General features: G+C 55.5%; 16 protein-coding genes. 8 read left to right on the forward strand and 8 right to left on the reverse strand.

What is annotated here, in order from left to right:
• The first annotated feature begins 72 nt into the window (after positions 1 to 72).
• The 6 genes from DESUT3_RS19035 to DESUT3_RS19060 all read left to right on the forward strand — a co-directional run bounded on the left by DESUT3_RS19035 (position 73) and on the right by DESUT3_RS19060 (position 7,468).
• Entirely contained in the window at positions 73 to 1,569 is a 1,497-nt protein-coding gene (locus DESUT3_RS19035) for an oligosaccharide flippase family protein (RefSeq protein WP_221250075.1), read from the forward strand.
• A gap of 41 nt (positions 1,570 to 1,610) precedes the next feature.
• Complete coding sequence (locus DESUT3_RS19040; RefSeq protein ID WP_221250076.1) at positions 1,611 to 2,852, forward strand: glycosyltransferase family protein; 1,242 nt, start codon at positions 1,611 to 1,613, stop codon at positions 2,850 to 2,852.
• 302 nt (positions 2,853 to 3,154) lie between these two features.
• Positions 3,155 to 4,264, forward strand: a complete 1,110-nt coding sequence (locus tag DESUT3_RS19045; RefSeq protein ID WP_221250077.1) for an O-antigen ligase family protein — start codon at positions 3,155 to 3,157, stop codon at positions 4,262 to 4,264.
• Entirely contained in the window at positions 4,264 to 5,379 is a 1,116-nt protein-coding gene (locus DESUT3_RS19050) for a glycosyltransferase (RefSeq protein ID WP_221250078.1), read from the forward strand. The genes DESUT3_RS19045 and DESUT3_RS19050 overlap by 1 nt, the downstream gene beginning before the upstream one ends.
• 171 nt (positions 5,380 to 5,550) lie before the next feature.
• The gene (locus tag DESUT3_RS19055; RefSeq protein WP_221250079.1) at positions 5,551 to 6,723 is read left to right on the forward strand and encodes a hypothetical protein; all 1,173 of its coding nucleotides are present in this window, start codon (positions 5,551 to 5,553) and stop codon (positions 6,721 to 6,723) included.
• Positions 6,710 to 7,468, forward strand: a complete 759-nt coding sequence (locus DESUT3_RS19060) for a WecB/TagA/CpsF family glycosyltransferase (protein ID WP_221250080.1) — start codon at positions 6,710 to 6,712, stop codon at positions 7,466 to 7,468. Before DESUT3_RS19055 ends, DESUT3_RS19060 begins: the two co-directional genes overlap by 14 nt.
• A 161-nt stretch (positions 7,469 to 7,629) precedes the next feature.
• Here DESUT3_RS19060 and DESUT3_RS19065 read toward each other — a convergent pair whose 3' ends face one another.
• From DESUT3_RS19065 to DESUT3_RS21170, 7 genes are all read right to left on the reverse strand, one after another.
• Complete coding sequence (locus tag DESUT3_RS19065; RefSeq protein WP_221250081.1) at positions 7,630 to 9,510, reverse strand: multicopper oxidase domain-containing protein; 1,881 nt, start codon at positions 9,508 to 9,510, stop codon at positions 7,630 to 7,632.
• Between the two features lie 49 nt (positions 9,511 to 9,559).
• Positions 9,560 to 10,903, reverse strand: coding sequence for a multicopper oxidase family protein (locus DESUT3_RS19070; RefSeq protein WP_221250082.1), 1,344 nt, complete (start codon positions 10,901 to 10,903; stop codon positions 9,560 to 9,562).
• A 36-nt stretch (positions 10,904 to 10,939) separates the two neighbouring features.
• The gene (locus DESUT3_RS19075) at positions 10,940 to 12,262 is read right to left on the reverse strand and encodes a multicopper oxidase domain-containing protein (RefSeq protein WP_221250083.1); all 1,323 of its coding nucleotides are present in this window, start codon (positions 12,260 to 12,262) and stop codon (positions 10,940 to 10,942) included.
• 65 nt (positions 12,263 to 12,327) lie between these two features.
• Positions 12,328 to 18,792, reverse strand: coding sequence for an SdrD B-like domain-containing protein (locus DESUT3_RS19080; protein ID WP_221250084.1), 6,465 nt, complete (start codon positions 18,790 to 18,792; stop codon positions 12,328 to 12,330).
• Between the two features lie 371 nt (positions 18,793 to 19,163).
• Positions 19,164 to 19,844 carry a response regulator gene (locus DESUT3_RS19085; protein ID WP_221250085.1) on the reverse strand — a complete coding sequence of 227 codons (681 nt, stop codon included), beginning with the start codon at positions 19,842 to 19,844 and terminating at the stop codon, positions 19,164 to 19,166.
• A complete protein-coding gene (locus tag DESUT3_RS19090) occupies positions 19,825 to 20,850 on the reverse strand; it encodes a sensor histidine kinase (RefSeq protein ID WP_221250086.1) in 1,026 nt (341 codons plus the stop codon). Before DESUT3_RS19090 ends, DESUT3_RS19085 begins: the two co-directional genes overlap by 20 nt.
• A 287-nt stretch (positions 20,851 to 21,137) precedes the next feature.
• Entirely contained in the window at positions 21,138 to 22,793 is a 1,656-nt protein-coding gene (locus DESUT3_RS21170) for a glycosyltransferase family 4 protein (protein WP_221250087.1), read from the reverse strand.
• 539 nt (positions 22,794 to 23,332) lie between these two features.
• Here DESUT3_RS21170 and DESUT3_RS19100 point away from each other — a divergent pair.
• Together DESUT3_RS19100 and DESUT3_RS19105 are read left to right on the forward strand one after the other, a co-directional pair.
• Positions 23,333 to 23,470, forward strand: coding sequence for a hypothetical protein (locus DESUT3_RS19100; protein ID WP_221250088.1), 138 nt, complete (start codon positions 23,333 to 23,335; stop codon positions 23,468 to 23,470).
• Between the two features lie 271 nt (positions 23,471 to 23,741).
• Positions 23,742 to 24,875, forward strand: coding sequence for an IS4 family transposase (locus DESUT3_RS19105; RefSeq protein WP_221248716.1), 1,134 nt, complete (start codon positions 23,742 to 23,744; stop codon positions 24,873 to 24,875).
• A 707-nt stretch (positions 24,876 to 25,582) separates the two neighbouring features.
• On the opposite strand, the gene DESUT3_RS19110 is transcribed toward DESUT3_RS19105, so the two are convergent.
• Positions 25,583 to 26,785, reverse strand: a complete 1,203-nt coding sequence (locus DESUT3_RS19110; RefSeq protein ID WP_221250089.1) for a DegT/DnrJ/EryC1/StrS family aminotransferase — start codon at positions 26,783 to 26,785, stop codon at positions 25,583 to 25,585.
• Positions 26,786 to 26,813 lie beyond the last annotated feature (28 nt).

The raw sequence follows: 26,813 nt of genomic DNA on the forward strand, positions 1-26,813 counted from the left end.
TCCGAAACCAGAAAACCCGAACCCAATTTGGAGGTTTTTCTTACCACTGGCGCTTCAACCCACCGATCCAATATGAAAAAATTGGCTTTTTTAAAAAGGGAGAACAACACAACGCAGGCCCTTTGGGTTGGATTGGGTAGTTTTACATCCTTCGCCTTGGTGATCCTGGTTGCTGCGATCCTGTCCCGCCTGCTTAACAAACAGGACTATGGCACCTACAGGCAGATACTATTTGTCTATGGGGCACTTCTGGTAATATTTTCAGCTGGCCTCCCAAGGGTATTCTCCTACTTTCTTCCCAGATACAGCCTTGAAGAAGGCCGGGATATTGTCAAAAAGATCTCCAAATTAATGTTCTTTTTCGGTGCTGTATTTTCTTCGTTTTTATATCTTTTCTCTGAGTTAATCGCTAATGCTTTGAATAATCCTGAATTATCCCATGGATTAAAGATTTTCTCGCCAATTCCGATGCTAATTTTACCGACACTCGGGATCGATGGCATTTTTTCCTCATATAGAAAAACCTTATATATTGCAATATACAATACCCTCACGAAATTTATCACTCTTGTTTTTGTCGTAACCCCTGTTCTAATTTTTGGTTCCTCTTATATATATTCGATTTACGGCCTTTTTGCTGGATCGTTGCTGTCTTTGTTCATCGCATTATATTTCAAAAACATCCCCTTCAGGGGGACAAGCCCCAGAAAAACGCACTTGGGCTACCGCGAGCTGCTCGCCTATTGCGTCCCCTTGGCTATTGCCAGCCTGTGGGGAATGGCGAGCAAGGCCGCGGACCAGTTTTATATAAGTAGATACTTTGGGACCACAGCCTTTGCCGAATTTTCAAATGGATTTATTGAACTGCCATTTGTGGCCATGGTAACCGGAGCAGCAGCTTCCGTCCTAACCCCCCTCTTCTCCAAAATGCACCACGAGGGGAAAACAAAAGAGGAAATCATCGCAACCTGGAAGCAGGCCCTGGTAAAATCTGCTATGCTAATATATCCTTTAATTTTGTTTTTTTTATTTAATGCAGACAGGATCATAGAAATTTTATACACTGACAGTTACTCGGCATCGGCAATTTATTTCCAAATTGCGATGTCAATTAATTTTTTTAACATTATAATATTTGCTCCGCTGCTTTTTTCGATTGGAAAAACGGCAATATACTCCAAATTGCACATGTATTTTGCTATTTCATCGTGGGTCACTGGGCTTTTAATAGTCCAGTTATTCAACTCCCCAATAGCAATTGCAGTCTCCTCGGCAATACTTTCTATTATTAAGATCTTATTTTTTTTGTTTTACATATCTCATGTCTATCAGGTGTCAGTGACTTGGCTTATTCCAGGCAGGGGACTATTAAGACTGGCTACTCATTCTTTTTCAGTAGCTGCCTTGGTTTATTTGTTTTTTGAATTTATACCTACCGACCAGATTAACAACGTGACCTTGGTTATATTGCACCTTACCTGCTTCATGCTATTGCTACTTTCAACTGGCAGATTTTTAAAAACGGACTACCTTTCAGCAATAAAACCAATTTTTTCCAAACCTGGATAATTACCAAATATTGCCCCATTCTCATAAGCAGAAATACACCGATGAAGGTTTTGTTAATCTCCAAAATATTCCCTCCCGCAGGCGGCGCCAGGGCCATTCAAATAGGCAAGGTTGCTCGAGCTCTATCCGCCCAGGGATGTGAAGTTTCGGTAATTTGCGGAACGCCAAAAGATTCGACAGGCGAGAATTCTACCAGAGGAGACCAGGTCGACTTCCAAGTCGATTATGTGCCCTTCACCAAGTTCCCAAACAAAAAAGCCCTTCCTGCCAAAATTTTTTATCGAGTCCTGGAGGAGATCAATACTTGCAATAAAAATACTGCCTGGATAAACAATGCCACCGAGAAAGGTAAAAAACTAATACGAAATTTTTCACCTGACATAATTATGTCAACATCAATGCCTTTTGAATCCCATTTTGTAGGTTTAAATATAAAAAAACTTCTCCCGTCCATTCCTTGGATTTCCTCTTTTAGCGATCCTTGGCCAACACATATAAACCCTCCTCCACACAATGGCTTTTCTTTACCCGTGGTTAGGGAACTGCAATTGCTTTTTGCAAAAAACATTCTAAACAGATGCGACTATATTCACATGACCAATTGGAATGCAATTGACTTAATGGAACAACGAACAACGGCCAAATTGAAAAAAAAATCCCTTGTCATTCCACACATAGGAAGATCACATGGAAACAACAATAAAAATCCCTCATTGAAAAGATTATCCCATATAGGAAACTTATCAAGGGAGAGGGTTAGCAAGCCGCTACTACTTGCAATAAAAAGAGCTCACAGTGAGTTTCCTGATCACTTCCATGGACTTCTCATGGTAGGAAATGTTTGTGATGAATTCCGGCAGATGGTGAAAAACCTCAATATGGAATCATTAGTAGCATATCTCAACACTGTCTCGCCAAATGAGGCCAATGCAATCGCAAACGGATCCATGGCCCTTCTTTTGATAGAAGCAAATATGCCATTTAGCCCCTTCTTGCCAAGCAAGTTTGCTGATTATATCTCAACCGGAAAACCGATTATCGCCATAACGCCCCCCAAAAGTCCAATAAGGGACTTTTCAAAAAACATAAAATTTGGTTTTACTTGTCTCCATGATGAACGTGAAATTTACGACTCTATCAAAAGGATATTTGCCTTAATGGATGACTCCCAACTAAGTGCCATCAATTTGCCATCTGACTTTTCCGAGAGAACTATTGGTCGTAGCTATATTCAATTATTTAAAAAAGCAATTCAAAGAATACAAATAACGTCGGAACCTTAGAGCCATTGAAAATAAAAAAGAAATGGGACCGGTGCAAGACCTGTCCTCACCCAACCGACAAAAAGCCAAAGCATACCAGATGAACGCCCTTTCCCCAGAACAAGGCAATAATGGAAATCCCTACAGATTTCCCACTTGGCCTCTTATCAATGCACCAGGCTGGTGCATAGGGTGATTATTAATACTCATCCCACATCAGAGCAAAACAGTATAATAAAATGAGACACTTAAAATACATATTTGCGCTCCTAATTTTATTTTTCATTTTGCATTTTGAGAATGAATATATCGCTGGCATTAAAGTGTCCCACATATGGAAAATTTTTATAGCCTTTCTCCTGATAGTCTTTATTTTCCTCTTATCTTCAAAGAAAAAATTCGGCAATTTTCCGAATACTGTGATTTGGGGTTATTTATTTGCAATATGGCCATTCCTTGTCGGATTATCGTCAGACAACCCCACATATGATTTTTTTTCCACAGGACAAAGGTTTTTTCCAATACTATTTTTTCATTTTTATTGTTTACTTAATCAGAAAATAAATCTTTCAACAAAATTTCTAATATATTTTGCTTTGTTTGTAACTGTATCTACAATACCGTTTTTTTTAGGATTAACTCAACAAATAGGCAAGACTTATGATTTATCACGATTGGGTGATTATAGTGGTCACAGCTTTGTAGGCATATTTCAAAACCCCCATGCAGCCTCCATATCTGTCTCATTTGCTTTTATAATAATTTTCTATTTTTTCTTGAACGAAAGGAACAAAAAACTAAAATGGTTTTTAGGAACAACCTGCTTATTTCTATTTTATGTAGAAATAATGACCATGGCGAGGGCTGGTTACATCTCCCTTGCTGCTGGTGTAATCTTTATTACAATCAAGAATTATAAAAATCTAAGGAAAACCATATCTTTTTTGTTTTTAATATTTGGTTTTGGCATCCTCCTATACTCGACAATTGATTACAGCCTTCTTGAAACACGTATTTTAGGTGAAACCAAATACCGTAAATCAAGCGACATTGATTCTATTAGCTCCGGAAGGTTTGGTCTATGGGCTGATTCTTTTTCAATTATAAGCAACCAAGATTTCATTTATTTTATTGGAGGCATTGGCTTACATCACTACAGAATAGCAATGTATGATGAAGTGGGTGTTTTTTTATTTGCACATAATGGATATTTAGACGAATTAGCAATTTACGGCCTTATCGGCTTCATGCTCCTTGTCTGTTTTCTGGCATCTCTAGCAAAAGACATAAAAAAGTCGTACCATAAGACCCTAGGACACTCCCTCTTGCTAGCCATAATTGCATTTAATTTTTTTCAAGGATTTTCCTTCCCATTGCAATTAATAGTTTTCTCTCCCTTTATATCCAGAACACCTTTTTACAGGCCTCGCTAATGGATAAAAAAAGAAAAATTTTGATTCTATCTAACTCACTCAACCATGAAGGCGGAGTTGCAAATTTTTTTTCAATATTTTTCAAATATTTTAGCAATCCCTCATTTGCCGTAGAACATTTTTCAATCGGGTCCCCCATGTGTTTGTTTTATAGACCAATATTAAAACGCACAATTTACCCTGTACATTTCTTCTATTCAATTATCAAACTGCTTTTAAAGTGCATTTGTGACTCTTCAATTTCCGCGATACAAGTAAATCCATCACTTATTCCTGTTCCATTAACTAGAGACTTTATAGTTATATTGATTTCGAAAATATTAAGAAAGAAAACCATAATTTTTTTTCATGGATGGAGAAAACATTTTTTCCAGAAAATATGTTCAAAAAAACTATATAAATTTATTTTTATTTCTTTTTTAAAATTCTGTGATCAAATCATTGTTTTATCTAATGATTTCAAAAAAGACTTAATCAGTATTGGGATAGACTGTGATCGAATTTTTGTTACAACCACCATGGTTGACATTAAGTACTTTCAAACCACCACAGCACCCAATGAAGGACCGACAAAATTTGTTTTTCTTTCAAAAATCTCAAAACAAAAGGGAATTAAGGAGACACTAGAGGCAATAAAAATGCTGCGTTGCAGCAGCGAAGATTTTGATTTTGACATTATTGGTCATTTTGAATCAAAGGATACGCAAATTTTTGTTGATGATTATTTATCTACACATTCTTTAAACAATAAAATTAAACTTAGTGGTAGACTTGATGGAAATTCTAAATTTGTAAAATTGTCTAAATCTGATGTTTATATTTTTCCATCATGGACCGAAGGCTGTCCAACAAGCGTCCTCGAAGCGCTAACAACAGGATTGTTTGTAATTGCAACTAATGTTGGGGCCTTGCCAGAAATCATCAAAGAAAACGAAAATGGCAGACTTATTCCTGCTAAAGACTCTTTCAGTCTGTTTGAAAACATGAAGTGGTCAATACAAAATATTCAATACATTAGGCAACAAAAAGAACAAATTAAATATCGAGCCATTAACTCTTTCAGAGCTGAGGTCATCTGCAACGATTTTTCTCAAATTTATTCAAAATTATTCTAAATTCAAGGCCCAAAAAACACTTTTTAAGTCACCAAAATTGTTTTTGTAAAACTTTTACCATACAATCGCTATTTACAATATAGAATATTTACCACAACGATCTTGTTTAACATCCTATATTTCAGTGATACTTTTTGAATAAATCACCTCAGGATATTTTTCGACGATATAATGGACATCTCACCACAGATCAGGGCCTTGTGCCACTATGTCGAACAAGAGGATTTTTCTGGATTTGATCCTTACGATGCCCTGAACAGCCCAATTGTCAGGGCGCTGTGTTTTAACCGAAAATATGGGCGGATCGCCTGGATTCAACTCTTCCGCCGGCTTCCGCTCAACCTTCGGCCCTTTGTTCTTCTCGCCAAAGGCCACAACCCTAAAGGCCTTGGGCTTTTTCTAGGTGGATATGGGAAACTGTACCATGTCAATAAGGAACCGGGGTCTTTGAACAATATTCGACATTTGCTCGGATTGCTCAACATGTGCAAAAGCGCAGGTTATTCCGGAAATTGTTGGGGCTATAATTTCGACTGGCAGTCCCGCGCTTTTTATGTGCCCCAATATACCCCCACTATTGTCAACTCCGGTTTCATTGGCCATGCATTGCTGGATGCATTCCAATTCACCGGCGATCAAAAGGCCCTGGATCTTGCCGTACCCATCAAAGATTTTTTGCTTAAGGATCTACACCGAACCAAGGATGGAGACACCTTTTGTTTCAGCTATACCCCTATCGATAACACTGCAGTTCACAATGCCAACCTGCTCGGTGCGTCGCTCCTCATTCGACTCTACAAAATTACTGGAGAACAGCGGCTAAGAGACGTTGCACTATCCAGCCTCGCTTACAGCATGAAACATCAGCACGACGATGGGTCATGGTATTACGCCGAAACGGCGATGCAAAGCTGGATCGATTCCTTCCACACGGGATTCAACCTGCAGGCCATCCGTTGGTTTCTGCAATTGGGCGAGGCGACGGAGTTCCAAGCCGCATTTGAGAGGGGAGTTGATTTCTATGCAGGACACTTCTTCCTGGAGGATGGAACTCCCAAGTATTACCACAACAAGGTTTATCCGATCGACATCCACTCCCCCGCTCAAGCCATCGTCTTCTTCTCCGGGGAAGGCGATGCGTATCAGGAACTGACGGACCGTATTCTGAATTGGACCCTGAAGGAAATGTACGACCCCCACAAAGGGCTTTTCTATTTCAGGAAGGGACGCTATATGACCAATAAAATTCCCTACATGCGTTGGGGTCAGGCTTGGGCCTTTCATGCTCTGACCGAGTATCTGCTTTTTCGAAATACCGGAGGGCGACTTCATGCACCCCAATAGCCCACCGGATTCCATCCCCGTTCTGGGGGTCAACATCACCCCGTTTTCCAGCTATTCCCATGCTATCGGCTGTATTGGTGCCATCATCCAGGCCAAGGGGAAAGCCTTCAGCGTGGCCATTAATCCGGAAAAGATTTGCCGGGCCCTTTCTGACCAAAGCTTGAAAAAGATTTTGAACGACGCCGATTTCGGCATTTGCGACGGAGTCGGCACTGCACTTGCCCTGCGGATTCTCAAAGGCAAGGCCCCGCCCAGGATCACTGGAATTGCTCTGTTTTTCGAACTCATTCAGGAGGCGGCACGGCAAGGGTGGAAGGTTTTTCTTTTAGGTGCTACTCCAGAGTCAAATCAAATCGCCGGCCGAAAATTGCTGGAATCGAATCCATCCCTCCAAATCGTCGGACAGGCCGATGGCTATTCCCAATTCCATTCGGATACGGAAGTCGTTCGAAAAATCAATGAATCCGGGGCCGACATCGTATTTATTGCCATGGGTTCACCCAAGCAGGAATTTTGGATAGCCGAGCACAGGAAGACCATGAATGCGCCATTCTGCATTGGAGTAGGAGGAACATTCGATATTGTCAGCGGCAAGACCAGATGGGCCCCAGCGTGGTGTCGCAGAACAGGGACCGAGTGGCTTTATCGTCTCATCCAGGAACCGAAACGCTGGCGCAGGCAGCTTGTATTGCCCAAGTTCGTTTGGGCAGTACTGATGCAACGGATTGGGGTCGGTCGAAATTAGGTGTTATCGATAGTGCGGTCCAACCCGACAACATCCTTCTCATTTCCCCTGCCGCTCTTCCCAAAAAAATCCCCCCCGCCAGCATCGGCGAGGGGGATCATCTTTAGGCAAAGCCAAGTTTTCGCTCCCGCTTGCTTCCCCGGGAGCACCCCCCGGAAGGATCAAGGGGTCATGGTAAACGGTGCGTTCGACACATCATTGGCCAGCCAGGCACCACCGGCAGCATAGGCGGTGACACGGAGCAGGCAGTTGGCGGAATCGGCCGAGGGAACCGTCCAATTGAAATTGGTCCCCGCAGTGCTCGCAATGGGCAGCCAGCTTGCCCCGCCATTGGTGGAGTAGCGCACCAGGTAGCTTGCCGCCCCAGCCTGAGCATCCCACTCAATATTGAAGGAGCTTCCACCCGCCAGAGTCTCGCCACCGTTGGGACTCACAACCGCCAGCACGCTGGGAGGTGTGCCTGGGGTGATGGTGAACGGGGCATTCGATACATCATTGGCCAGCCAGCTTCCGCCGGCCCCGTAGGCGGTCACCCGAACCAGGCAGTTGGCGGAATCGGCCGAAGGAACCGTCCAATTGAAACTGGTTCCGGTCACGCTTGCGATGGTGAGCCAGTTGACTCCTCCATTGGTGGAATAACGCAGCAGGTAATTTGCCGCCCCAGCGTGAGCGCTCCACTCAACATTAAAAGAGGTTCCACCCACCAGGGTCTCGCCGCCGTTGGGACTGACTACCGCCAGCACACTGGGGGGAGTGCCAGGGGTGATGGTAAAGGGCCCATCCGACACATCATTGCCAAGCCATGCGCCACCTGCATCATAGGCGGTCACACGGACCAGACTGTTGGCGGAGTCGGCCGAGGGAACCGTCCAATCGAAACTGGTTCCCGCAACGCTGGCAATGGGCAACCAGGTTGTTCCCCCGTTAGTGGAGTAGCGGAGCAGATAATTTGCGGCTCCGGCCCGGGGGGTCCACTGGACATTATGAATTGTACCGCCAGTGAGGGTTTCGCCTCCGTTGGGGGAAACCACTGAAAGCATATTTTGAGCGACATTCAGATTGACCAGCATCCCACCACTTGACAGACCAGAATTGGTCAACCCCATGGCCCGGTCATATATCTTGTAGCTCCCTTGTCGCTCTAAGAGTAGTTCAGCATCCACGGTCTTGCCGGGTGTCAGGTCAAGGGAGTACTGCTCTGGAATTGAGGCTCCAGGATTGCCGTCCTGAGCTATCAGCTTGAAATAACCATCTTGAACAACCGGCATCCTGCCTCTTAATCCCGCATTTAAAAACCTGAGCAAAATTTTCTCGGTCGCAATTCCTGCTCCGATATTCAGGGGGGCGCCAACACTGTAGGGTGCCCCATTGATCAGGAAATATTTCGGATTATAACCCACGGACACCGAAGTCATGTAGGCAGCAGTTCCATAAGTACCGCCGTCGACCGCAAAGTTGAGAGCCGGATCAATTTCACTGAACAGCAGGGACGCCTCATTCGTGAAAGGCACCCCGGGATAGGCAAGTCCGGCTGCCGCATGGACCTTCAACACCGCATACAGCCCCATGGGAACCTGCACCGACTGGTGGGTACCGCTCTGCACCAGGTAGGTGCCAGGCTTAAGATCCGTCCACGTGTAATCCACCGGCCCGGTCGGTACCGGGGGGGGGCCGGCTGCTGCGGCTCCGGTTTCATGGGTGAAGGACCGAACCCGAGTCGTGAAATCGTTGGCGGCCCTGGTCAATGCCGAGTTGCCATCCGTCCAGGTCGGCACCATGCTGGCCGCCCTCTGGCCATTGATGACCACCGACACCGGCTCTGCCGTCAGATGGTTGGTCAGGTGAATGGTCAAGGTGTCGCCCGCCGTGGCGGTAAGCACCGGAGGGACGAAGCTGGCCGGCGCCCCATCAATGCCGAACCCCCACATGGGAACCACCTCCCCGCTGGGCATGGTAGCCTCTACCCTGGCAGCATGGAGGCTGTATTCCACTAACGCCGCCTGGGCGGCTCCTATCATGGTAAAGACCAGAAGAGCGGCCATCACCAGGTGTCTGCATCCTTTTAACATCATATTTATGCCCTCCCCTGGCTTATTCAACAATGACAGTTCCGGGCGGTTCGACCACGAACATGGACATCATGCCGCCGGGGAAAATGTCGTTATTGGTCAATTCCTTCTCGTTGTGCGAATGCCACATGAAGAAGAAACCTGCATTCTGGTTGAAGCCCCCTTCGCCGGGCGGCAACTGCCCCGCGGCACCCAGGTACGGGCTGCCACTGTAGAACTGGCCGAAAACCAGGTCCTTGATGTCCGGCAGGATCACGGGAAGCGGCTTGTCGTGGTCGGCGCACCACTCGTGGGTGGTGGCGTCGAAGCCGTTGCCCGAATCGACGCAGGTGTGGGGCATCTTGTCGGTGGTCCCGTAGATATCCCAGCCGAGGTTCTTGCCGGTCCAGGTGAAGATGGCATCGTAGGTGGCGCCGGGGAAAACCGACTGGGTAAAGTCCGAAACCGCCAGGTCAGGGACCACTCCGACCTCCGCAGCCCTCGCGGCCCCGACGGCGCTTTCCAGCGCCCGCCCGTCACGGGCGATCAGGTCGAAGTTGTTGCCGTGGGTGTGCAGGGGGTGGCCATCGCGCCCGCCACCGATGAAGCGCAGCAGCACGCGCTGCCCGGGGGTGGCCCGGGGGAAGCAGTTGTAGGGCTGGGTCGGCAGCCAGGCGGCCTCGGCGCCGGCGGGAGCCACCGTGTCGGGGCCGCCGCGGCCGTTGATGAACCAGTTGACCGGATGGTTGGCCGTGGTGTCGACAGGGAATCCCATTTCCACCCTCATGTGGATGTCCGGGTCCATCTCGCTGAGCAGGAACAGGTATTCGTTGTCATAAGCAGAGGTCGGTGCCCCGTAGGCAGTGGGGCTGGCGGCATTGAAGTTGTTCGGCCGCACGATCAACGCCCCGAACAGCCCCATCTCGCCCTGCAGATCAGGCTGGGTGCCGCTGTAGTAGGTGTAGGTGCCCGCGTTGGTGGCGGTAAAGGTGTAGCTGACGGTTCCGGTGGTGGGGGCCGCTTCGCTGGCCAGCAGCCCCGGGGTCCCGCCGCTGGCGGTCACCTTCTGCCCCGGGAACACCATCGAGGTGGGCACGGCCAGGTTGTTGGTGAGGTTGATGGTCACCGTGGCCCCCTGCCGGACGATCAGGGTGGGACCGGGATACTGTACCTGGCCGGTAGTGTTATCGGCATATCCCCAGAAATAGATGCTGTTGCCGTCGGGGGTGCTCACATGACCGGGCTTGGCGGTCAGGTTGAACACGGGGCTCAATCCCAGGTCCGTTACGCCGTCGATCTTCGCCATCCCCGTGGCGGCGAAGCAGAGCAGAAGCACGACGGTCAGCAGAACGGTCCGTCCTCGGGTCTTTATCCTGCAATAGTTCATATCAAAACCTCCGTTTCGGATGCTCGGGCCGTTTGCTTACTGAATCACGATTTCGGTCATCATGCCGCCGTAATCTTCTTCGTTGTTGGCCAGGTGATCAAGGTTGGTGGTGTACAGAAAATAGGTTCCCGGAGCGATGTCGTCGGCGTTGCCCTGAATGCCGTCCGGCCCCCGGGTGTCGAGGATCACCTCCATCGCCTCCCCGCCGCCGAGGGTAACTGAGTTGGTGTAATAGTACTTGCTGGTATCGTTGGCCAGCCCGAGTTTCCGCGAGCCGTTCCCCACCACCTTCATGGGGATCCCCATGATGCTCAAGGTGTGGTAGGAGGTGGTGGAGAGGCTGGTGATCCGCAGCAGGATCCGCTGCCCCGGGGCAGCGATGATCCGGGCGTCGATCTTCTGGGCATTGCGGAAGCCGTTCTCCGGGGAACTACCCAACTCGGCGGGATTGATGGTGTCCGGATAGCCGCGGCCGTTGATCATCGGGTAGGTGTCCTCCATGTCGGCAAACGGCAGGGGCTGCACGTTGATGTGGTTGTCGTGAAAGACGGGGTCGAAGGAGGAAATCTGCACGGGAAACTCGACATCGTAGGCCGTGGAGCCGTCTTGGTCGTTGAAGGCATAGCCGAGCGGAGCGCTGGGGTCGGGATTTCCGCCCAACCTGCCGGCCGGGATGCCGTTGGGGGCGTACCCGTCGTAGGTCTGCTTCGCCTCGACGTACAGGTTGCCCAGCATCCCCATCTGCATGTGCTCGGCGGCCTCCACGTGGCAGTGATACATGAAGGTTCCCGATTCGGCGACCTTGTAGTAATAGGTCAGGGTCGAACCCATGCCGATGGCGACGCCCGAATCCGGCAGCCCGTCGAAGATGGCCGAGGCGTTGGGAAAACCATGCCAGTGGACGGTGTGGGCGTCGAAGAGGTCCGGGCGCATCATCATGCCGACGTTGGTCAGCGAGAGGTAGACATCATCCCCTTCGCGGACGTTGATGGTCGGCGCGGGGAACTCGGCCCCGAGCATCCCCACGTTCATGACCTGGCTGTCGGGCACCCCGGTAACGTTGGCAAAGCCGAACATGTACTGGAGGTGGCCCTGGCCGTTGCCGTCGGGGTCAAGGACCTTGTCGGCCATGTTGACGAAGCCGTCCCCCGAGGAAAGGTGGATACAGACCTGGCTTTCGGGCACGGCAGCGCCAATTTCTGCGCCGCGGAGAATTCCGTCTCCGTTGGTGTCACTGGAAACCCCCTGAACATATCCGGGGCATTGGAAGTAGACCGACGCCTCCCCTGGGGTCACGGAACCCAGCAGAATAAGCCCGGCCAGCAGTGGCAGTATGCTGAGCTTCTTGTATCGCTTCATGATTCACTCCTCTCGATTCTTAACTCCGCCGGGCCCCGGCCCGGCGGAGTTTATTTCAATCAATCTCAGGGGTTGATGGTGAACGGACCATTCGAGACATCATTGGCCAGCCAGGCACCTCCAGAGTTATAGGCGGTCACCCGGACCAGACAGTTGGCCGAACTGGCCGAGGGGACCGTCCAATCAAAACTGGTGCCCGCGGTACTGACAATCGGGCTCCAATTCGCTCCGCCATTGGTGGAATAGCGCACGAGATAACTCGCCGCCCCCGCATGGGCTGCCCATTGGATGTTGTGGATCGTCCCACCCGCCAGGGTCTCGCCACCGTTCGGGGATACCACCGCAAGAACCGATGGAGGCGTTCCTGGCAGGATGGTGAAGGGGCCATTAGATACGTCATTGGCCAGCCACGCGCCACCGGCACCGTAGGCGGTCACCCGGACCAAGCAGTTGGCCGAGTCGGCCGCGGGGACCGTCCACACAAAGCTGGTCCCTGTGACACTGGCAACCGGATTCCAGCTCGCCCCGCCATTGGTGGAATAGCGCACGAGGTAATTCGTCGCTCCCGTATGCGCTGCCCATTGGATGGTGTGGGTCGTACCGCCCGTCAGGGTTTCACCGCCATTGGGCGAAACCACCGCAAGAGCCGACGGAGGCGTTCCAGGCAAAATGGTGAAGGGCCCATCGGATACGTCATTGGCCAGCCACGCACCACCTGCACCGTAGGCCGTCACCCGAACCAGGCAGTTGGCCGAGTCGGCCGAGGGAACCGTCCAGGCAAAACTGGTCCCTGTGACGCTGGCGATCGGGTTCCAGGTCGCACCACCATTCAGAGAATAGCGAAGCAGATAACTTGCCGCGCCGGCGGGATCGGTCCAACTGATATTGGTGGTGATCCCACCCGTCAGAATCTCTCCACCATTGGGAGAATCCACACGCAGTGTGGTGATGGAAAACACACCGTTGGAAACATCCTGCAGGACCGGGGTCGGATTCCCCGACTCGAAGGCCGAAACCCTCACCAAAGCGGTCGAGGTAATGACGTTGGGAACCGTCCAGGAGTAGCTGCTTCCGGTTAATCCTGAAACTATCGGGCTCCAACTGGTGCCGTTGTTGACCGAATATTCCAAGGCGTAGGTGTACGTCCCAAACGGAGTCATCCAGCGGATCAGGTAGCTCTGGTTGGGCCCCAGGATTTCCCCTCCGTTTGGCGACACCAGAGCCAACGGGACAAACACGAACTCATCCGCGCCGATGTCGTTGGCGCCGCCCTGCGGCCAGTTATCCCCGTCGAAGTCGGTGACCAGGGTGGTATCCAACCCCATATCGACCCCTGCACCGCCGGGGAAGATGTGGTAGTCGCCAAGGCTGGCGAACAGCTCGGGGTAGGTCACGCTGATAGAGTTCCCCCCCTCGTCGAGTACCGTGGCGGTGCTCAGGGTGTTGGTGTATTCGAGCACCAGGCCCGGGTTGGCGGCCAGGTTGCTGGCGTCATACCCCGCGGTGCTGGTGAGGATACAGTTCTGCGGGTTGAGGGCCTGGGGCGCGAGGGTGTTGATCACGCCCAGATCCTGGTAGAGCCCGGTCGGGTTTTCCGCTAGGCCGCCCGCGCCGCCGTTGAGCGCGGCGTTGTTGTACCAGGAGCGGTTGTGCCAGACGATGTTGTTCGCCAGCACCGGGTTGGAGAAGGTCTGCTCGAACCCGGCCCCGAAGGCGGCCTGCAGGGCCGCGCTGTGGGCACCCGAGACGACCCCCGCCGGCAGCGGCGTGGAGTTGGTCTGGCCGGGGGCGAAAGCCAGCACGCTGGTGGAGGTACTGTCGTTGTTGGCGATGGTGTTGTTGACCACGCTCGCCCGGGCCACATCCTTCAGGAAGATGCCGCCGCCACCATTGGCCGCCACGTTGTTGACGATCATGTTGTTGGTGATCCGCAGCTCATACCACTGGGACGGATCACTGGGGTTGTCGGTGACGTCCTGGTTGTTCACCCCGTTGGCGATGATGCCGCCGCCGCGTCCCGAGCCGGTCAGGTTGCCCTGGATCAGGTTGGCGTCGATGGTGACCGATCCCGACCCGGTAGCCCCGGCCACGTCGGTGCCGACGTAGATGCCGCCGCCGTCCCCGGCCTGGTTGAGCAGGGCGTTGTGATGATTCTCGTTGAACAGGATGCGGTTGTTGCGGATCACCCCGCCGTCGCTCAGGCCCTGGTGGGCGATGGCGCCGCCGTGGAAGGAGGTGAAGTTGCCGGTGATCAGGTTGCCCTCGACCAGGTAGTTGTTGGCGTCCTCGTTCAGGGCGATGCCACCGGGGCCCTGCAGGCCGCCGTTCTTGTGGATCTTGTTGTTGCGGATGACGATGTTGTTGTTCTGCTGGGCGAAACCGACGTCATCGATACCGATGGCGATACCGCCGGCGATGTTCCCCTGGTTGTTGGTGATCTCGTTGTTGCTGATGGTCAGGTAGTCGGCTCCAGTGACGACGTAGATCCCGCCGCCGACCAGCGAGCCGGAGATGGTGAAGCCGTCGATGAGCGCCTGGCCCGGGGTGTTGAAGGGGTTGCCCGGGTTGAGGACCTTGTCGGGTCCGCCGCCGGGAACCTGCACGTTGCCGTCGGGGAAGGTTTTCTCGCCGAAGACGATGATCCCCGGAGCCTCGCCGGCATGGAAGGCGAACTTGAGCAGGTAGGCCTCGAAGTCGGCGCCGCCCAGGGCGACGAGGCGGTTGTGCCAGAGCTGCAGCGCCTCGGCGGTGGCCGGATTGGCGTTGATGAAGGTGGACCCGGCACCCGCGCCCTGCAGGTGGACCGGCTTGTTCATGATCACGTTCTCGTTGTAGGTGCCGGGGCCGACCAGGATCAGGTCGCCGGCGCTGGCCGCGTCGACGGCCGACTGGATGGTCGGGAAGCTGCCGCTGGGCACCTGGAGAACCGTGGTGGCGCCGCAGTCGACGATGTTCAGGGTCACGCCGACCTGGGTGGTGATGGCGTTGTCACCGCGGGTCACCATCAGGCGCCCGCTGTCGACGCCGGCCGGTACGCTGGCGACGATGGTGTCGGGGGTCCAGCTGACGATGGCCAGCGGCACCCCGTCGAGGGTGACCACGCCGTTGCCGGTGTCGGGGCCGAAGCTGAAGTCCCGGGTGATGAACAGCGGCGTCGGCGGGGTGGCGGCGGGGTCATAGTCGGGGTTGACGATGGTCACCGCGCTGCCGCGCGAGTTGATGAAGATGTCGCTGCCGTTGCTGCGGGCGGTGCAGAGCAGCGGCCCCCCCTGGGGCTCGGGGCCGCTCACCGAGGCGATCACCGGGCCGCTGTCGACCTGGTAGGTATCCACCGCTCCGCCGCCCGCGGAGAAGGCGCCCAGCGGCACCAGCGGAGTGTCGAGGTAGCTGGAGGTGGCGGGCATGTAGTTGAAGGTCCAGGGCGATATGCTGTAGGTCGGGTTGTAGAAGGGGTCGACCGAGCCGTCGGGCAGCTGCGGGTCGTTGAGGACCAGGGTCATCATGTTGGGGGCGAAGCCCGCCGGGGCCGGCGCATTGGCCGTGTAGGTGCCCGGGAGCATGGCGTTGTAGACGCCGAACTCGTCGGTGTAGACGCGGGTGATCTCGCGGCCGCTCCAGTCGTTGAAGGAAATCGGAATCCACGGCGCCCCGGCCTTCTCGCCGAAGTTGGGGCTGTTGACGTTGAACTCGGCAGTCAAGTCGTTAAGGGCGAAGCCGACGGCGCGGCTGGCCTTGGGCACCTCGGTAAAGAAGAAGAAGTCGGCCGCGGCGTTCTTGCCGTCGGTCAGGTAGACCTGCTTGCGGTCACACAGGGGCCGCGCCGGGCCGCCGAAGAAAGGGGCCTCCAGGTCGGTGCTGGGGGTGATCCCCGGCAGCAGGTCGCCAGCCTCGTCGGTGACGAAGCTCATGTACTGGGGCACGGTGTGGGCGTCGCCGACGCAGACCGGCGGCAGCAGCAGCGGGCTGGGGACGTAGCTGTCGCCGAAGTCGACGTTCTTGTCTTCTTCCTTGACCAGGACGTAGCCGGGCGGGGTGGCCGCCTCGACGATGTACATCCCCGTGGGCAGGTTCGGTTCGCCCGCGGGGCTGCCGAAGGCATAACCGCCGTTGAACACCCCAGGGCGCTGCTGGTTCCAGGTGGCGAAGGCGTCGGCGCATTCGGGGGCTGTGATGCCGTGGATCACCGGCAGGGTCTGCACGCAGTCGGTGGGCGGGGAGTCGTCCCAGCTGTCGGTGGTGGTCACCGCCACAGCGTCGCCCAGGTCGAAGATCCCGTTGCCGTTGTGGTCGACGTCGCCGTCGCCCGGGAAATCACCGAAGGGGAAGTTGTCGACGTCCGCGAGCTGGATGCCGGCGGTGCCGTCGATGTCATCGATCTGCCCGTCGGGGCCGGGCTGGCCGGTGGCGTTGTTCAGGTTATCCTGGTAGAGGTTGACCTGGACGCGGGGAATTCCCGGCTCCCAGGGCTCGCCCACCGCGTAGCGCGGATCGTTCTCGGCGCGGGTGTTGGCGTAGAAGACGATGCCGGAGATGCCGCCGTTTTCACCCACCGCGTAGTTGGCCTTGCCCCAGTTGGCCTCGTTGAACTGGTTGAGGAACAGGTGCATGGCCTGGGTCAGCACCGGACCGGTTTCGGTACGCGAGAGGTTGTTGCCGGTGTTGGGGTTGATGTCCGGGCTGCAGTTCGCTTCGATGGTCCCCGAGCCGTTGGCCACCGCGCCGGTGCCGGGCAGGCACTGGGGCTGGGGATTGAGCTTGCCCCGGGAGGGGAAGACCCACCCCTGGTCGGGCAGGACCGGTCCGCCGAAGTCGGTGACCGTGGTGAGGCCGGTCGCTTTGAGGGATGCGAAATCGACTTCGGTGACCAGCCACTTGAAGAAGGGGAAGACCCCGGCAAAGCCGTACTCGCCGGTATTGTCGGTCACGGTCGCCTGGTAAACGGTGCCGTCGCGGAAGCGGATGTTCACCCCCCGGTCGGGAATGCCCGGCTCGTTGGGGTCAGGGAAGCCGTTCTGGTTGGCATCCATAAACACCTTGCCCGAGAGATCGCCGAACCAGTGGTAGATCAGCACATCGCCGAGGGTGACGGTCTCGCCGGTGCCGCCGGCGCCGGCGGGCACGGTCACGGTGTTGGTGGCGAACAGGTTGAGCAGCGGAGCGTCCCAGCTGGACAGGGTGTAGGTGCCCGGCGGCACGTTGTTGATCTCGAAATAGCCGGTTTCCGGGTCACAGGGGGCGGCGTACATCCCCGCCACGGTCACCTCGGGCACCGCCGCGGTGTCGTTGAGGCCGACCCAGCCCTCCGCCACCGGCTTGCCGGGGAAGAAGCCCTGGGTGGTCGGCGGCCGCGAGAAGTGGTTCAGGCGCAGGGTCCCGGTGATCTTGCCGGTAAAGCCGCTGCGGTCGATGGCCTCGGGATGGCTCGGGTCCTGCCAGGGCATGCCGTGAATGGTCTGCCCCTTGTACACCGAACCGCTCATGGGAGCGGTCTTGACAAAACCGAAGATCACGTGCTGGACGCCCTGGCCGAAGCCCTCGACGAAGAGGTTGGGCTCGTTGGCCTTGACCCAGGCGTCGATGGTGGTGGTCCCCTCGATGGTGGCGGTCTGCACCCAGGTCATGGCGTTGCCCGAGTCGTCGGCGCCCGGCGGGGTCAGCACCACCCCGTACTTGCCGGGGGTCAGGTTCTTGACCACCGCTTCGCCCGGCTTGAGGTTATAGGGGTTGCGCGAGGGGTCGGGGGTGATCGGGGTCACCCCGTCGGGAGCCAGGCCCTGGGCCGCGTACCAGTCGGCGTAGGTCAGGGTGGTGATCACCCCGCTGCCCATGGCCAGCACCTGCGGCGCGCCGTCGACCAGGACATAGCTGCCGTCGCCGTTGCGCTGGTAGGTAGTGCCCAGGGGGTTGCCGAAGGCATCCCACATAAAGGCCCCGCCGGAGAAGTCGGCCAGCTTGACGGTGCAGCCGCCCAGCCCGGCCTCGGTCTCATCCCAGATGTTGTTGATCGGGTCGTGGTCGACGTGGGCGAGGATGGTGATCTGGGCGGTGGGCAGCGGCAGGGGGTTGACGACCACGGTCACCGTGGTCTGCCCCGGGGCCACCGGCGCGCCGCTGTTGGCGTAGCCGTCGTAGGGGAGAACCGACAGGAAGTAGCGCTTGCCGGTGTCGAGGGCGTTGCCGTGGAGGTCGGTGTTGACGTTGGCCGCCGCCCCGCTGGCATTGCCCTTGTTCACCACCGGCGCGTAGCTCTTGTGGATGTCCAGGCCGATGCTGGGGCCGGGCACGGGAGCGTAGGCGCCGCCGATGGGCTGGGACGGGGAGACCTGCACCGTGCCTGGATAGGTCCAGGTAGTGGTGTCCTCCTCCAGCAGCCAGCGAAAGCCGTTGGGGATGGGGGTTCCCTGTGGGTCGACCACGTTGACGATAAATGCCTGGGCGCGCCCCTGAAACATCAGTACCAGCAGCAGAACGAGAAGCCACGCACCCCAGCGGGGCGCATGCGAGTTCCAGCTTCGGTTCTCTCGGTTCATAAATCGACCTCCTCTTAAGATTTCCAAACGAACGACCGGTTCCCTAGTTGTCGAAAGAAAGTTGAAGTGGAGACATTCCACCACCCGGCCCGGGCGGGAACGCCTCCTCTTTGTCGCACCCGCCCGGCCATGGGTCGGGGGGCGATGAAAGCTTTGGATATGGGAAAGCCCCTCCAGACAGGGACTTGCGTACCTTGATTAAGCCGAATATTCGGCCGGAAAAATGCGAAACAACGTTTTCCTTGCGAGGGTCAGTATAAAAGTTGGGGGGAATTTTGCTATGAGGGGATTGCTACTTTTTGGGGTAGGAATTTTCTACCCCACCCGGGTCCGGCCATGGAGCGGACCCGGCGGGGGGCAGAGGGAGGCGATCAGCTTTTCCAGAAATCGGGATCGATGATGCCGATGCGGATGCCGAACTTGACCATGCTCAGCAGATCGGGACAGTCGAGCTTCTTCATGACGTTGACCCGGTGCTTTTCCACCGTCTTGGGACTGACGAACAACTGCTCGGCGATCTCGCCCGTGGAGTGCCCCTCCACCAGCATGCGGAACACCTGCTGCTCGCGCTCCGAGAGCAGGTCGTAGGTGTGGGAAGCGGGCTGCGGGGGCGGCTGCTTGAGGTAGGCCTGGATAAGATCGGCGCGCACCCGTGAAGAGAGATAGTAATCGCCCCGGCCCGCCGCGCGCACCGCCTCGAGCAGTTCGCTGCTCGAGGCGCCCTTGAGCACGTAGCCGAACACCCCCGACTCCAGGGCCTGGCGCACATAGACGTCCTTGTCGTGCATCGAGACGATCACCACCCGCACCCGGGGGAAATCCTCGCGCACCCGGCGCGCCACATCCAGGCCGTTGACCTCCGGCATCGAGATGTCGAGCATCAGCACATCGGGACGGCAGAACTTGAGCTTCTCCAGGACCGTCTGGCCGTCCCCCGCGTCTCCGACCACCTCCATGTCGGGCTGGGCGTTGAGCAGCAGCTGCAACCCGCCACGTACCACCGGGTGATCATCGGCCACCATCACCTTGACCTTATCCATCGGTTCCATCATTCGACTCCTCTGCCGCGGGCAGCTCCACTTTAATCAGGGTCCCTTCTCCCGGGGCCGAACGGACCCGGAAGCTGCCACCCAAGGTGGCGGCCCGCTCCCGCATGCCCAGCAGGCCGATCCCCACCCGCTGGCCGGCCACGCCGAGCCGCTCGGGGCGAAAGCCCACTCCGTCGTCGCGGACGCTGAAAATCACCCGCGGATAGCTGAAGACCAGGCGCACCTCCACCTTCCGGGCCCCGGCGTGGCGCACCACGTTGTTGAGGCACTCCTGGTACAGCCGGTACAAAGTCACCTCCACCGCCGGGGAGACCCGTTTCTTGAAGCCCAGCGCCTGAAATTCGATGCTGAAGCCGGGGTTGCGGGCGCGCAGCTCATCGATGTCCCCCTCGATGGCGGCCACCACCCCCAGCAAGTCCAGGGCCGGCGGCCGCAGGCTCGAAGAGAAATGCCGCAGCCGATCGCCCAGGTCGGCGATGCTGGCCGAGACCCGGCCGAACAGCTCGACCGGGGCCGCCTCGCCGGCCGGCAGGGCATCGCGCAGCGAATCGACGTCCAGTTGCATGGCCGCCAGGCACTGGCCGAACTCATCGTGCAGATCGAGCGCCAGGCGCTTGCGCTCTTCCTCGCCGGCCAGCATCAGCTGCCGCGAGAGCAGGCGGATTTCCTCGGCGGACTTCTTGTGTTCCTGGACGTGCAGATTGAAGGGGCGGTAAAACAGGTAGTAGAAGGAGGGAGAGAGCAAAACAACCAGGGTGGCCGAGTCGATGAGCGCCTCGAGCACCCGGTTCTGCATCTGGAAGTATTCCAGGAGGAACATGACCACGGTTTCGGCCAGGAAGATGGCCGAAACCATGAAGACCAGCAGCTTGAGCGGCGAGAGGTAGAGCTTCCAGAACCCCTTCAGCCGCATCCCTGGGGACTGGGCCGGGGCCCTTCCGGGTTCCGAGGCCGCGGGGGCGAACAGGACCGCCCCCCCGGCGTGCTGCTCAAGTTCCGCATCACTCATGGCATACCGACCTGCCTGGCAAAGACCTGTTTCCTACCGGGGATCAATCCAGATCCGTGGGTTCGGGGCGGGAAAAGAGTGTAAGTGCTTGGCCTGAATAAGCGATTCAAAAAATCTGAGGCGCACCCACAGGTTCGTCGGTGATTTTTTGAACGCTTTGGCAGGTCAATGGCTTGCGCTATTGCCCGGTCAGAACCCGCGGATTTGGATTAAAGCTTACACCACAGTTACCGGTTCGTACAGGGGGCGGCGGAAAAACCCCCCTCCCACCCCTCCCTGGCCCCGGCTCAGAACAGCCACCGGCCGGCGATGACCACCAGCGCCAGGTTGCCCCCGGCGAAGGCCAGACCGCCCGGCAGGCGGCCGCGCACCGCGACCACCTTGACCCCGAGGAAGACCACCATCGCCTTGGCGATCACCGGCTGCAGGGCGTGGCCCAGGCCCAGGGAGGCCGCCAGTCCGACCACCGAGAGGCTCATGGCCAGGATCAGAAACTCCAGGGGGGTACTGAGAAACAGCTCCCCCGGCTGGCGGAAGACGATGCGCAGGGCCACCAGGGTGCCGACCAGCACCAGCACCGCCGTCTCGGCCTGGCCGATGGTCAGCTCGCCGAGCAGCCTGGTCGCCGCCAGCGGCTCCGCGGCATGGATCAGCAGCAGCGCCGCGGCGTACTGGAACACCAGCACGAAATGGTTGGAGAGCCGGCGCGAGAGCAGCAGGCTGAGCAGCCCGCCGGCCAGCACCAGCAGCAGGGCCGGCCAGGGCACCCGGGCGCCCTCCGCCCCCACCGAGCTCAGGCAGAGCAGCAAAAACACCAGCAGCCCCCCGCCGAGCAGCGGCACCCCCCGGTCGGCCAGAGACTGCAGGCGGCGAAACAGCGGGGTCTCGCGCAGGCTCGCTTCCGAGTCCTCGCGGTTCAGAAAGGGAACCAGCCGCGGCGAGCGGATCGCCTGGCGCAGGGCCAGATAGCCGGCCAGGGTGGTCAGCAGATAGCCCCAGAGCAGCAGGTAGGCCGGGGCCTGGCGCAGCCCCACCGCCACCAGGGCCCAGCCCAGGCTGGCCCCGTAGATGAGGATCACCGTCCCCCGGTGGTGGAACCCCAGGTCCAGCAGCTTGTGGTGCACGTGGGTGCGGTCGGGGGAGAAGGGCCCCTGCCCCTGCAGCACCCGGCGGCTCATCACCCAGAGGGTGTCGATGATCGGCAGCCCGAGGATCACCACCGGCACCACCGGGCTGACCACCGCCTGCTCGCCCTGGGTCAGCATGATGGCGAGAAACCCCAGCAGAAAACCGACGGTCAGGCTCCCCCCGTCGCCCATGAAGATGCGCGCCGGGTAGGAGTTGTACTTGAGAAACCCCAGCAGCCCGCCCATCAGCGCCAGGCACAGCGCCAGGGGGACCGTCGCCTGGCCGAGCCAGGCCAGCAGGCTGAAGGCCGCCAGGGCGATCAGCGAAACCCCGCTGGCCAGCCCGTCGAGGCCGTCGATCAGGTTGATGGCGTTGGTCACCCCGACCACAGCGAACACCGTGAAGGGGACGGCGAGCCACCCGGGCAGCACCAGCGAGCCGAGCCCCAGCAGGTTGCCCAGGTCGGCGAGCACCAGGTCTCCCAGGCCGATGGTCAGGCTGCAGGCGAGAATCTGTCCCAGAAACTTGGTCTTGGGTCCCAGCCCGTAGAGATCGTCCAGCACCCCTGTCAAAAAAATGACCACGCCGCCGCAGAGCACCGCCCACACCTGGGGCCCGGTCTGCTGGTGGACCAGCACCGCGAACAGAAAAGCCAGAAAGATCCCCACCCCGCCCAACCGGGGGATGGGAACCGCGTGCACCTTGCGCGCATCGGGCGTATCGAGCTTGCCCCAGGCCACCGCCAGCCTGCGTACCGTCGGCACCAGCAGCAGCGCGCTGAACAGCGCCGACATGAACATGAAGAAATACTGCATAACCACCCCCTGCAAAAAACCACCGCCTGGAATGCGGACACTTCTCCATTTCAAAAACAGTGCCAAAAACGGCACATGATGATGGGGGGGTGCGAACCCCCGCGGAATCAGTGCCGGAAGACTTCGGGCCGGGCCGATGACCATGGGACACCAACCGGAGGAATCGGGGAAATGCCGGAATTGTCGGTGAAAAACCAGAAAAGAAGAAGGAAGAGGCTTACTGAGCGAAGCCTGAGAAACTAGAACCATTACATTAAAATGACTTGTGCATGGTAGCTGTGGGATTGGAATCTGTCAAGGGGAATTTGCGGGGAAAGCCGCAACATCCCCCAGCGGAAACCATCATGGGCTAAATTTTACCACATTAGGCAAATCATTAAAAAAACAAGGCTTAATTGACTTTTCCCCAGGTGAAATGGTAAATAAAGGCGGTGGCATCCCAGAGTCCGGGGGTCTGCGCCGCGGCGGCAGGCTGCCGAGGCGAAAAACCGGACAATGGCGAGCCGGAAGGAGAAGCAAAACCAAGGGGGGGATAGAAAATGACAGCCAGTCTTTGGCGCCGGGCCCGGCGCCGCTACAGAAAATCAGCCCAGTTCCGCTTCTGGTGCGGGGCCATCATGTTCGTTCTGGGGGTCGCCTTCGTCTACAAGGTCCTGGCCCCGCTCATCTGCCGCTAGCCGGCCCCGTCCTGCGCGGATTCCCGAAAAAAATCCCAAGTCTTCTCTACCACTGAGAGCACTGAGGAGACACTGAGAAAACCTCAACCTCAATGTCCCGTCAGATTTACTCCTCAGATACCTCAGTGTCCTCAGTGGTGAAACGGTTTTTTCAGGGTTTGTCCTTGCCCACTGCTGTCTCATAGTTTGATCAAAAAATAGAAGGCCCGGAGACTCCAAAATGTTATAATGAGTTCGCCAAAACCATAATAACAATAAGGAGTTCCGAGCCGTGGCCCATTGTAGCACCGTTCTTTCTCAAATTGTACGAATTTTTCCGAGACATGAATTTCAATCCCTGGCGAACAAGCATCACGTCGGGCAGAAGTTTCGTTCGTTCTCCCGCTGGACCCAGTTTGTCGCCATGCTGACAGCACAGCTGACAGGTCGGAGCAGCCTGCGGGATGTCGTTGACAATCTCAGCGTTCAGGGCAGCAAGCTCTACCACTTGGGCGTCAAGGTGTTCAGCAGAGCCACCTTGGCGCGCTGTAACGAAAGTCAGCCGCACACTCTTTACGAAGAGCTGTTTCAGCGCCTGTTGGCCCGCTGCCAGTCAATGGCGCCACGGAACAAAAGCTTCAAACTCGACGGAAAAATCTACCTGCTGGATGCTTCCCTGCTCGACCTGACACTCTCCCTGTTTCCTTGGGCCAAGTACCAGAAGAACAAGGGGGCGGCCAAGCTTCATGTCGGGCTCGATGCCGACGGCTATTTACCCGCCTTTGTCGATCTGACCGAAGGCAAGGAGCATGAAATCAACCATGCCAGAGAGCTCGAACTCCCCAAGGGCTCCTATGTGGTCTTCGACCGAGGCTACACCGATTACACCTGGTATCAGGAACTGTGTGAGGACGGGGTATTCTTTGTCACCCGCCTCAAGAGCAACGCCATCGTCACGCCCGGCAAAAAACGCCGTGGCCGCAAGAGCCCGGGGGTGATCGAGGACCGAGAAATCCATTTGGGCAAGCTGCCCGAAACCTTCCGCTTGGTCACGTATCGGGACGAGGAAACGGGCATCATTTACCAGTTCGTGACCAATGCCTTGGAGATCCCGGCCCAAACGGTGGCCGATCTTTACAAAGAACGCTGGCAGATCGAGCTCTTCTTCAAGTGGATCAAACAGAACCTGAAGGTGAAGAGCTTCTTGGGCACATCCATGAACGCGGTGAAGACCCAGCTTTGGATCGCCCTATGTGCCTACTTGGTACTCTCGTTCCTGAAGTTCCAGTCGAAAGTCGGAGCTTCGTTACAGCGCATGTTGCGGATATTACAGCTAAATTTATTCGAGAAGCGCGATTTAGAAGAGCTATTCAAGCCGTCTCCACGCAAAAACACTATACGAAACAATCAGTTAGCCCTGCTGTGAATTTGTGAGACAGCAGTGGTCCTTGCCTTTATCTGCGGCCATCTGCGGCCATCTGCGTTCAATTCATGTCTTGGCTTTTGGTGCAAAAAAACCTTTTTAGCGAACGCAGATAAAGGCGGATGCACGCAGATGAAATCTACAACCTGGAATCCGGGCTTGCCTTTATCCGGAAAAGTGATTTTTCAAGACCTGACCCCTACCACAAGTCTTCTCTACCACTGAGAGCACTGAGAAGACACTGAGAAAAACCGCAACTTCAATGTCCGTTCAGGTTTACCCCTCAGATACCTCAGTGTCCTCAGTGGTGAAACGGTTTTTTCAGGGTTTGTCCTTGTCTTTATCTGCGGCCATCTGCGGCCATCTGCGTTCAATTCATGTCTTGGCTTTTGGTGCAAAAAAACCTTTTTAGCGAACGCAGATAAAGGCGGATGCACGCAGATGAAATCTACAACCTGGAATCCGGGCTTGCCTTTATCCGGAAAAGTGATTTTTCAAGACCTGACCCCCACCACAAGACCTGACCCCCACCACAAGTCTTCTTTACCACTGAGAGCACTGAGAAGACACTGAGAAAAACCGCAACTTCAATGTCCGTTCAGGTTTACTCCTCAGATACCTCAGTGTCCTCAGTGGTGAAACGGTTTTTTCAGGGTTTGTCCTTGTCTTTATCTGCGGCCATCTGCGTTCGAAAGTTCTTGACCTTTAATTTAATACCCAGTTGACTTGAACAAAGCAGCAAATGTATCGCAGATAAATTCAAGGTCATCCTGTTCCAGGCCATGGTGGCAGCCAAGGTAAAAACCGTTATCGTTGATCCACTTGGCAACGGAAAATTGCTCCTCGATATCCCCAAATATATTTCGATAAACAGGCTGGTTGACCAAAGGCAGCATCGGCCGGCTCTCGATGTTATTTCTCTCCAGATACTCCACCATTTCTTTGCGGCTCACAGGACAACCCTGGCGAATTACCAAAGGATACATCATAAAAGAATGATCAATGTATTCGGGATATTCCGGAAGCTGAAGATAATCACTAAAGCGACTCAGCCCTTCCGTCAAAAAAGCGGCATTCCACTTTCGGCGCTTCATTATTTCATCTTTATTCTCAAGCTGCGCCAGCCCAAGCGCCCCTTCCAACTCGCCGATTCGGTAACTATACCCTATTCGAACCATCATAAATCTTCGGTCAATTTCAGTTTCCATACGTAGCTTGCACACCGATTCAGGATTGGAGGCAATACAACGTTCACAGGTACAGGCCCTGCCATGGGCAATGAGTGACCGACTGATTTCCGCCAGATCCGGGTCATTGGTCGTAATCACCCCCCCGACTCCGGTTGTTATGGTATGCGCCACATAAGTGCTGAAGGCTGAAACATCGCCGTAACTACCCACGGGTCGCCCATTGAAAGTCGCGAAATGGGCCTCCGAACAATCCTCGATGATGGCCAAATCATGCTTTCTGGCAATCTGGGCGATGCGGTCCATTTCACAGGGCTGTCCGAAGGTATGTACGGGCATGATCGCCACGGTCTTGTCGGTTATTGCATCCTCGATCAGATCGGGGTTGATATTGTAGGAAACCGGGTCTACATCGACAAAAACCGGATGAAGACCCGCATGGAGACAAGCATTGGACGAGGCGATAAAAGTAATCGCAGGAACAATGACTTCACTGCCATTTTTCCAAGAGCGCTTTTCCTTTAGTGCCTCTAAGGCGACATGCAATGCCGACGTACCACTATTGCAAGCAATGCCGTATCTCTGATCATGCAAGCGAGCAAAATTTTTTTCGAATTTATAGACGAACTCTCCCTGAGAAAGCCGGCCGGCATCCAAAGCCAAGTTCACGTATTTTTTTTCCAAATCGCCGATCGAAGCGTGACCGACACCGATTTTGTTCCTCATAAAGAATCCTCAGAAAGCTATGACTGAC

The organism is Desulfuromonas versatilis (assembly GCF_019704135.1).
In the GTDB taxonomy this organism is placed as follows: Bacteria; Desulfobacterota; Desulfuromonadia; order Desulfuromonadales; family NIT-T3; genus Desulfuromonas_A; species Desulfuromonas_A versatilis.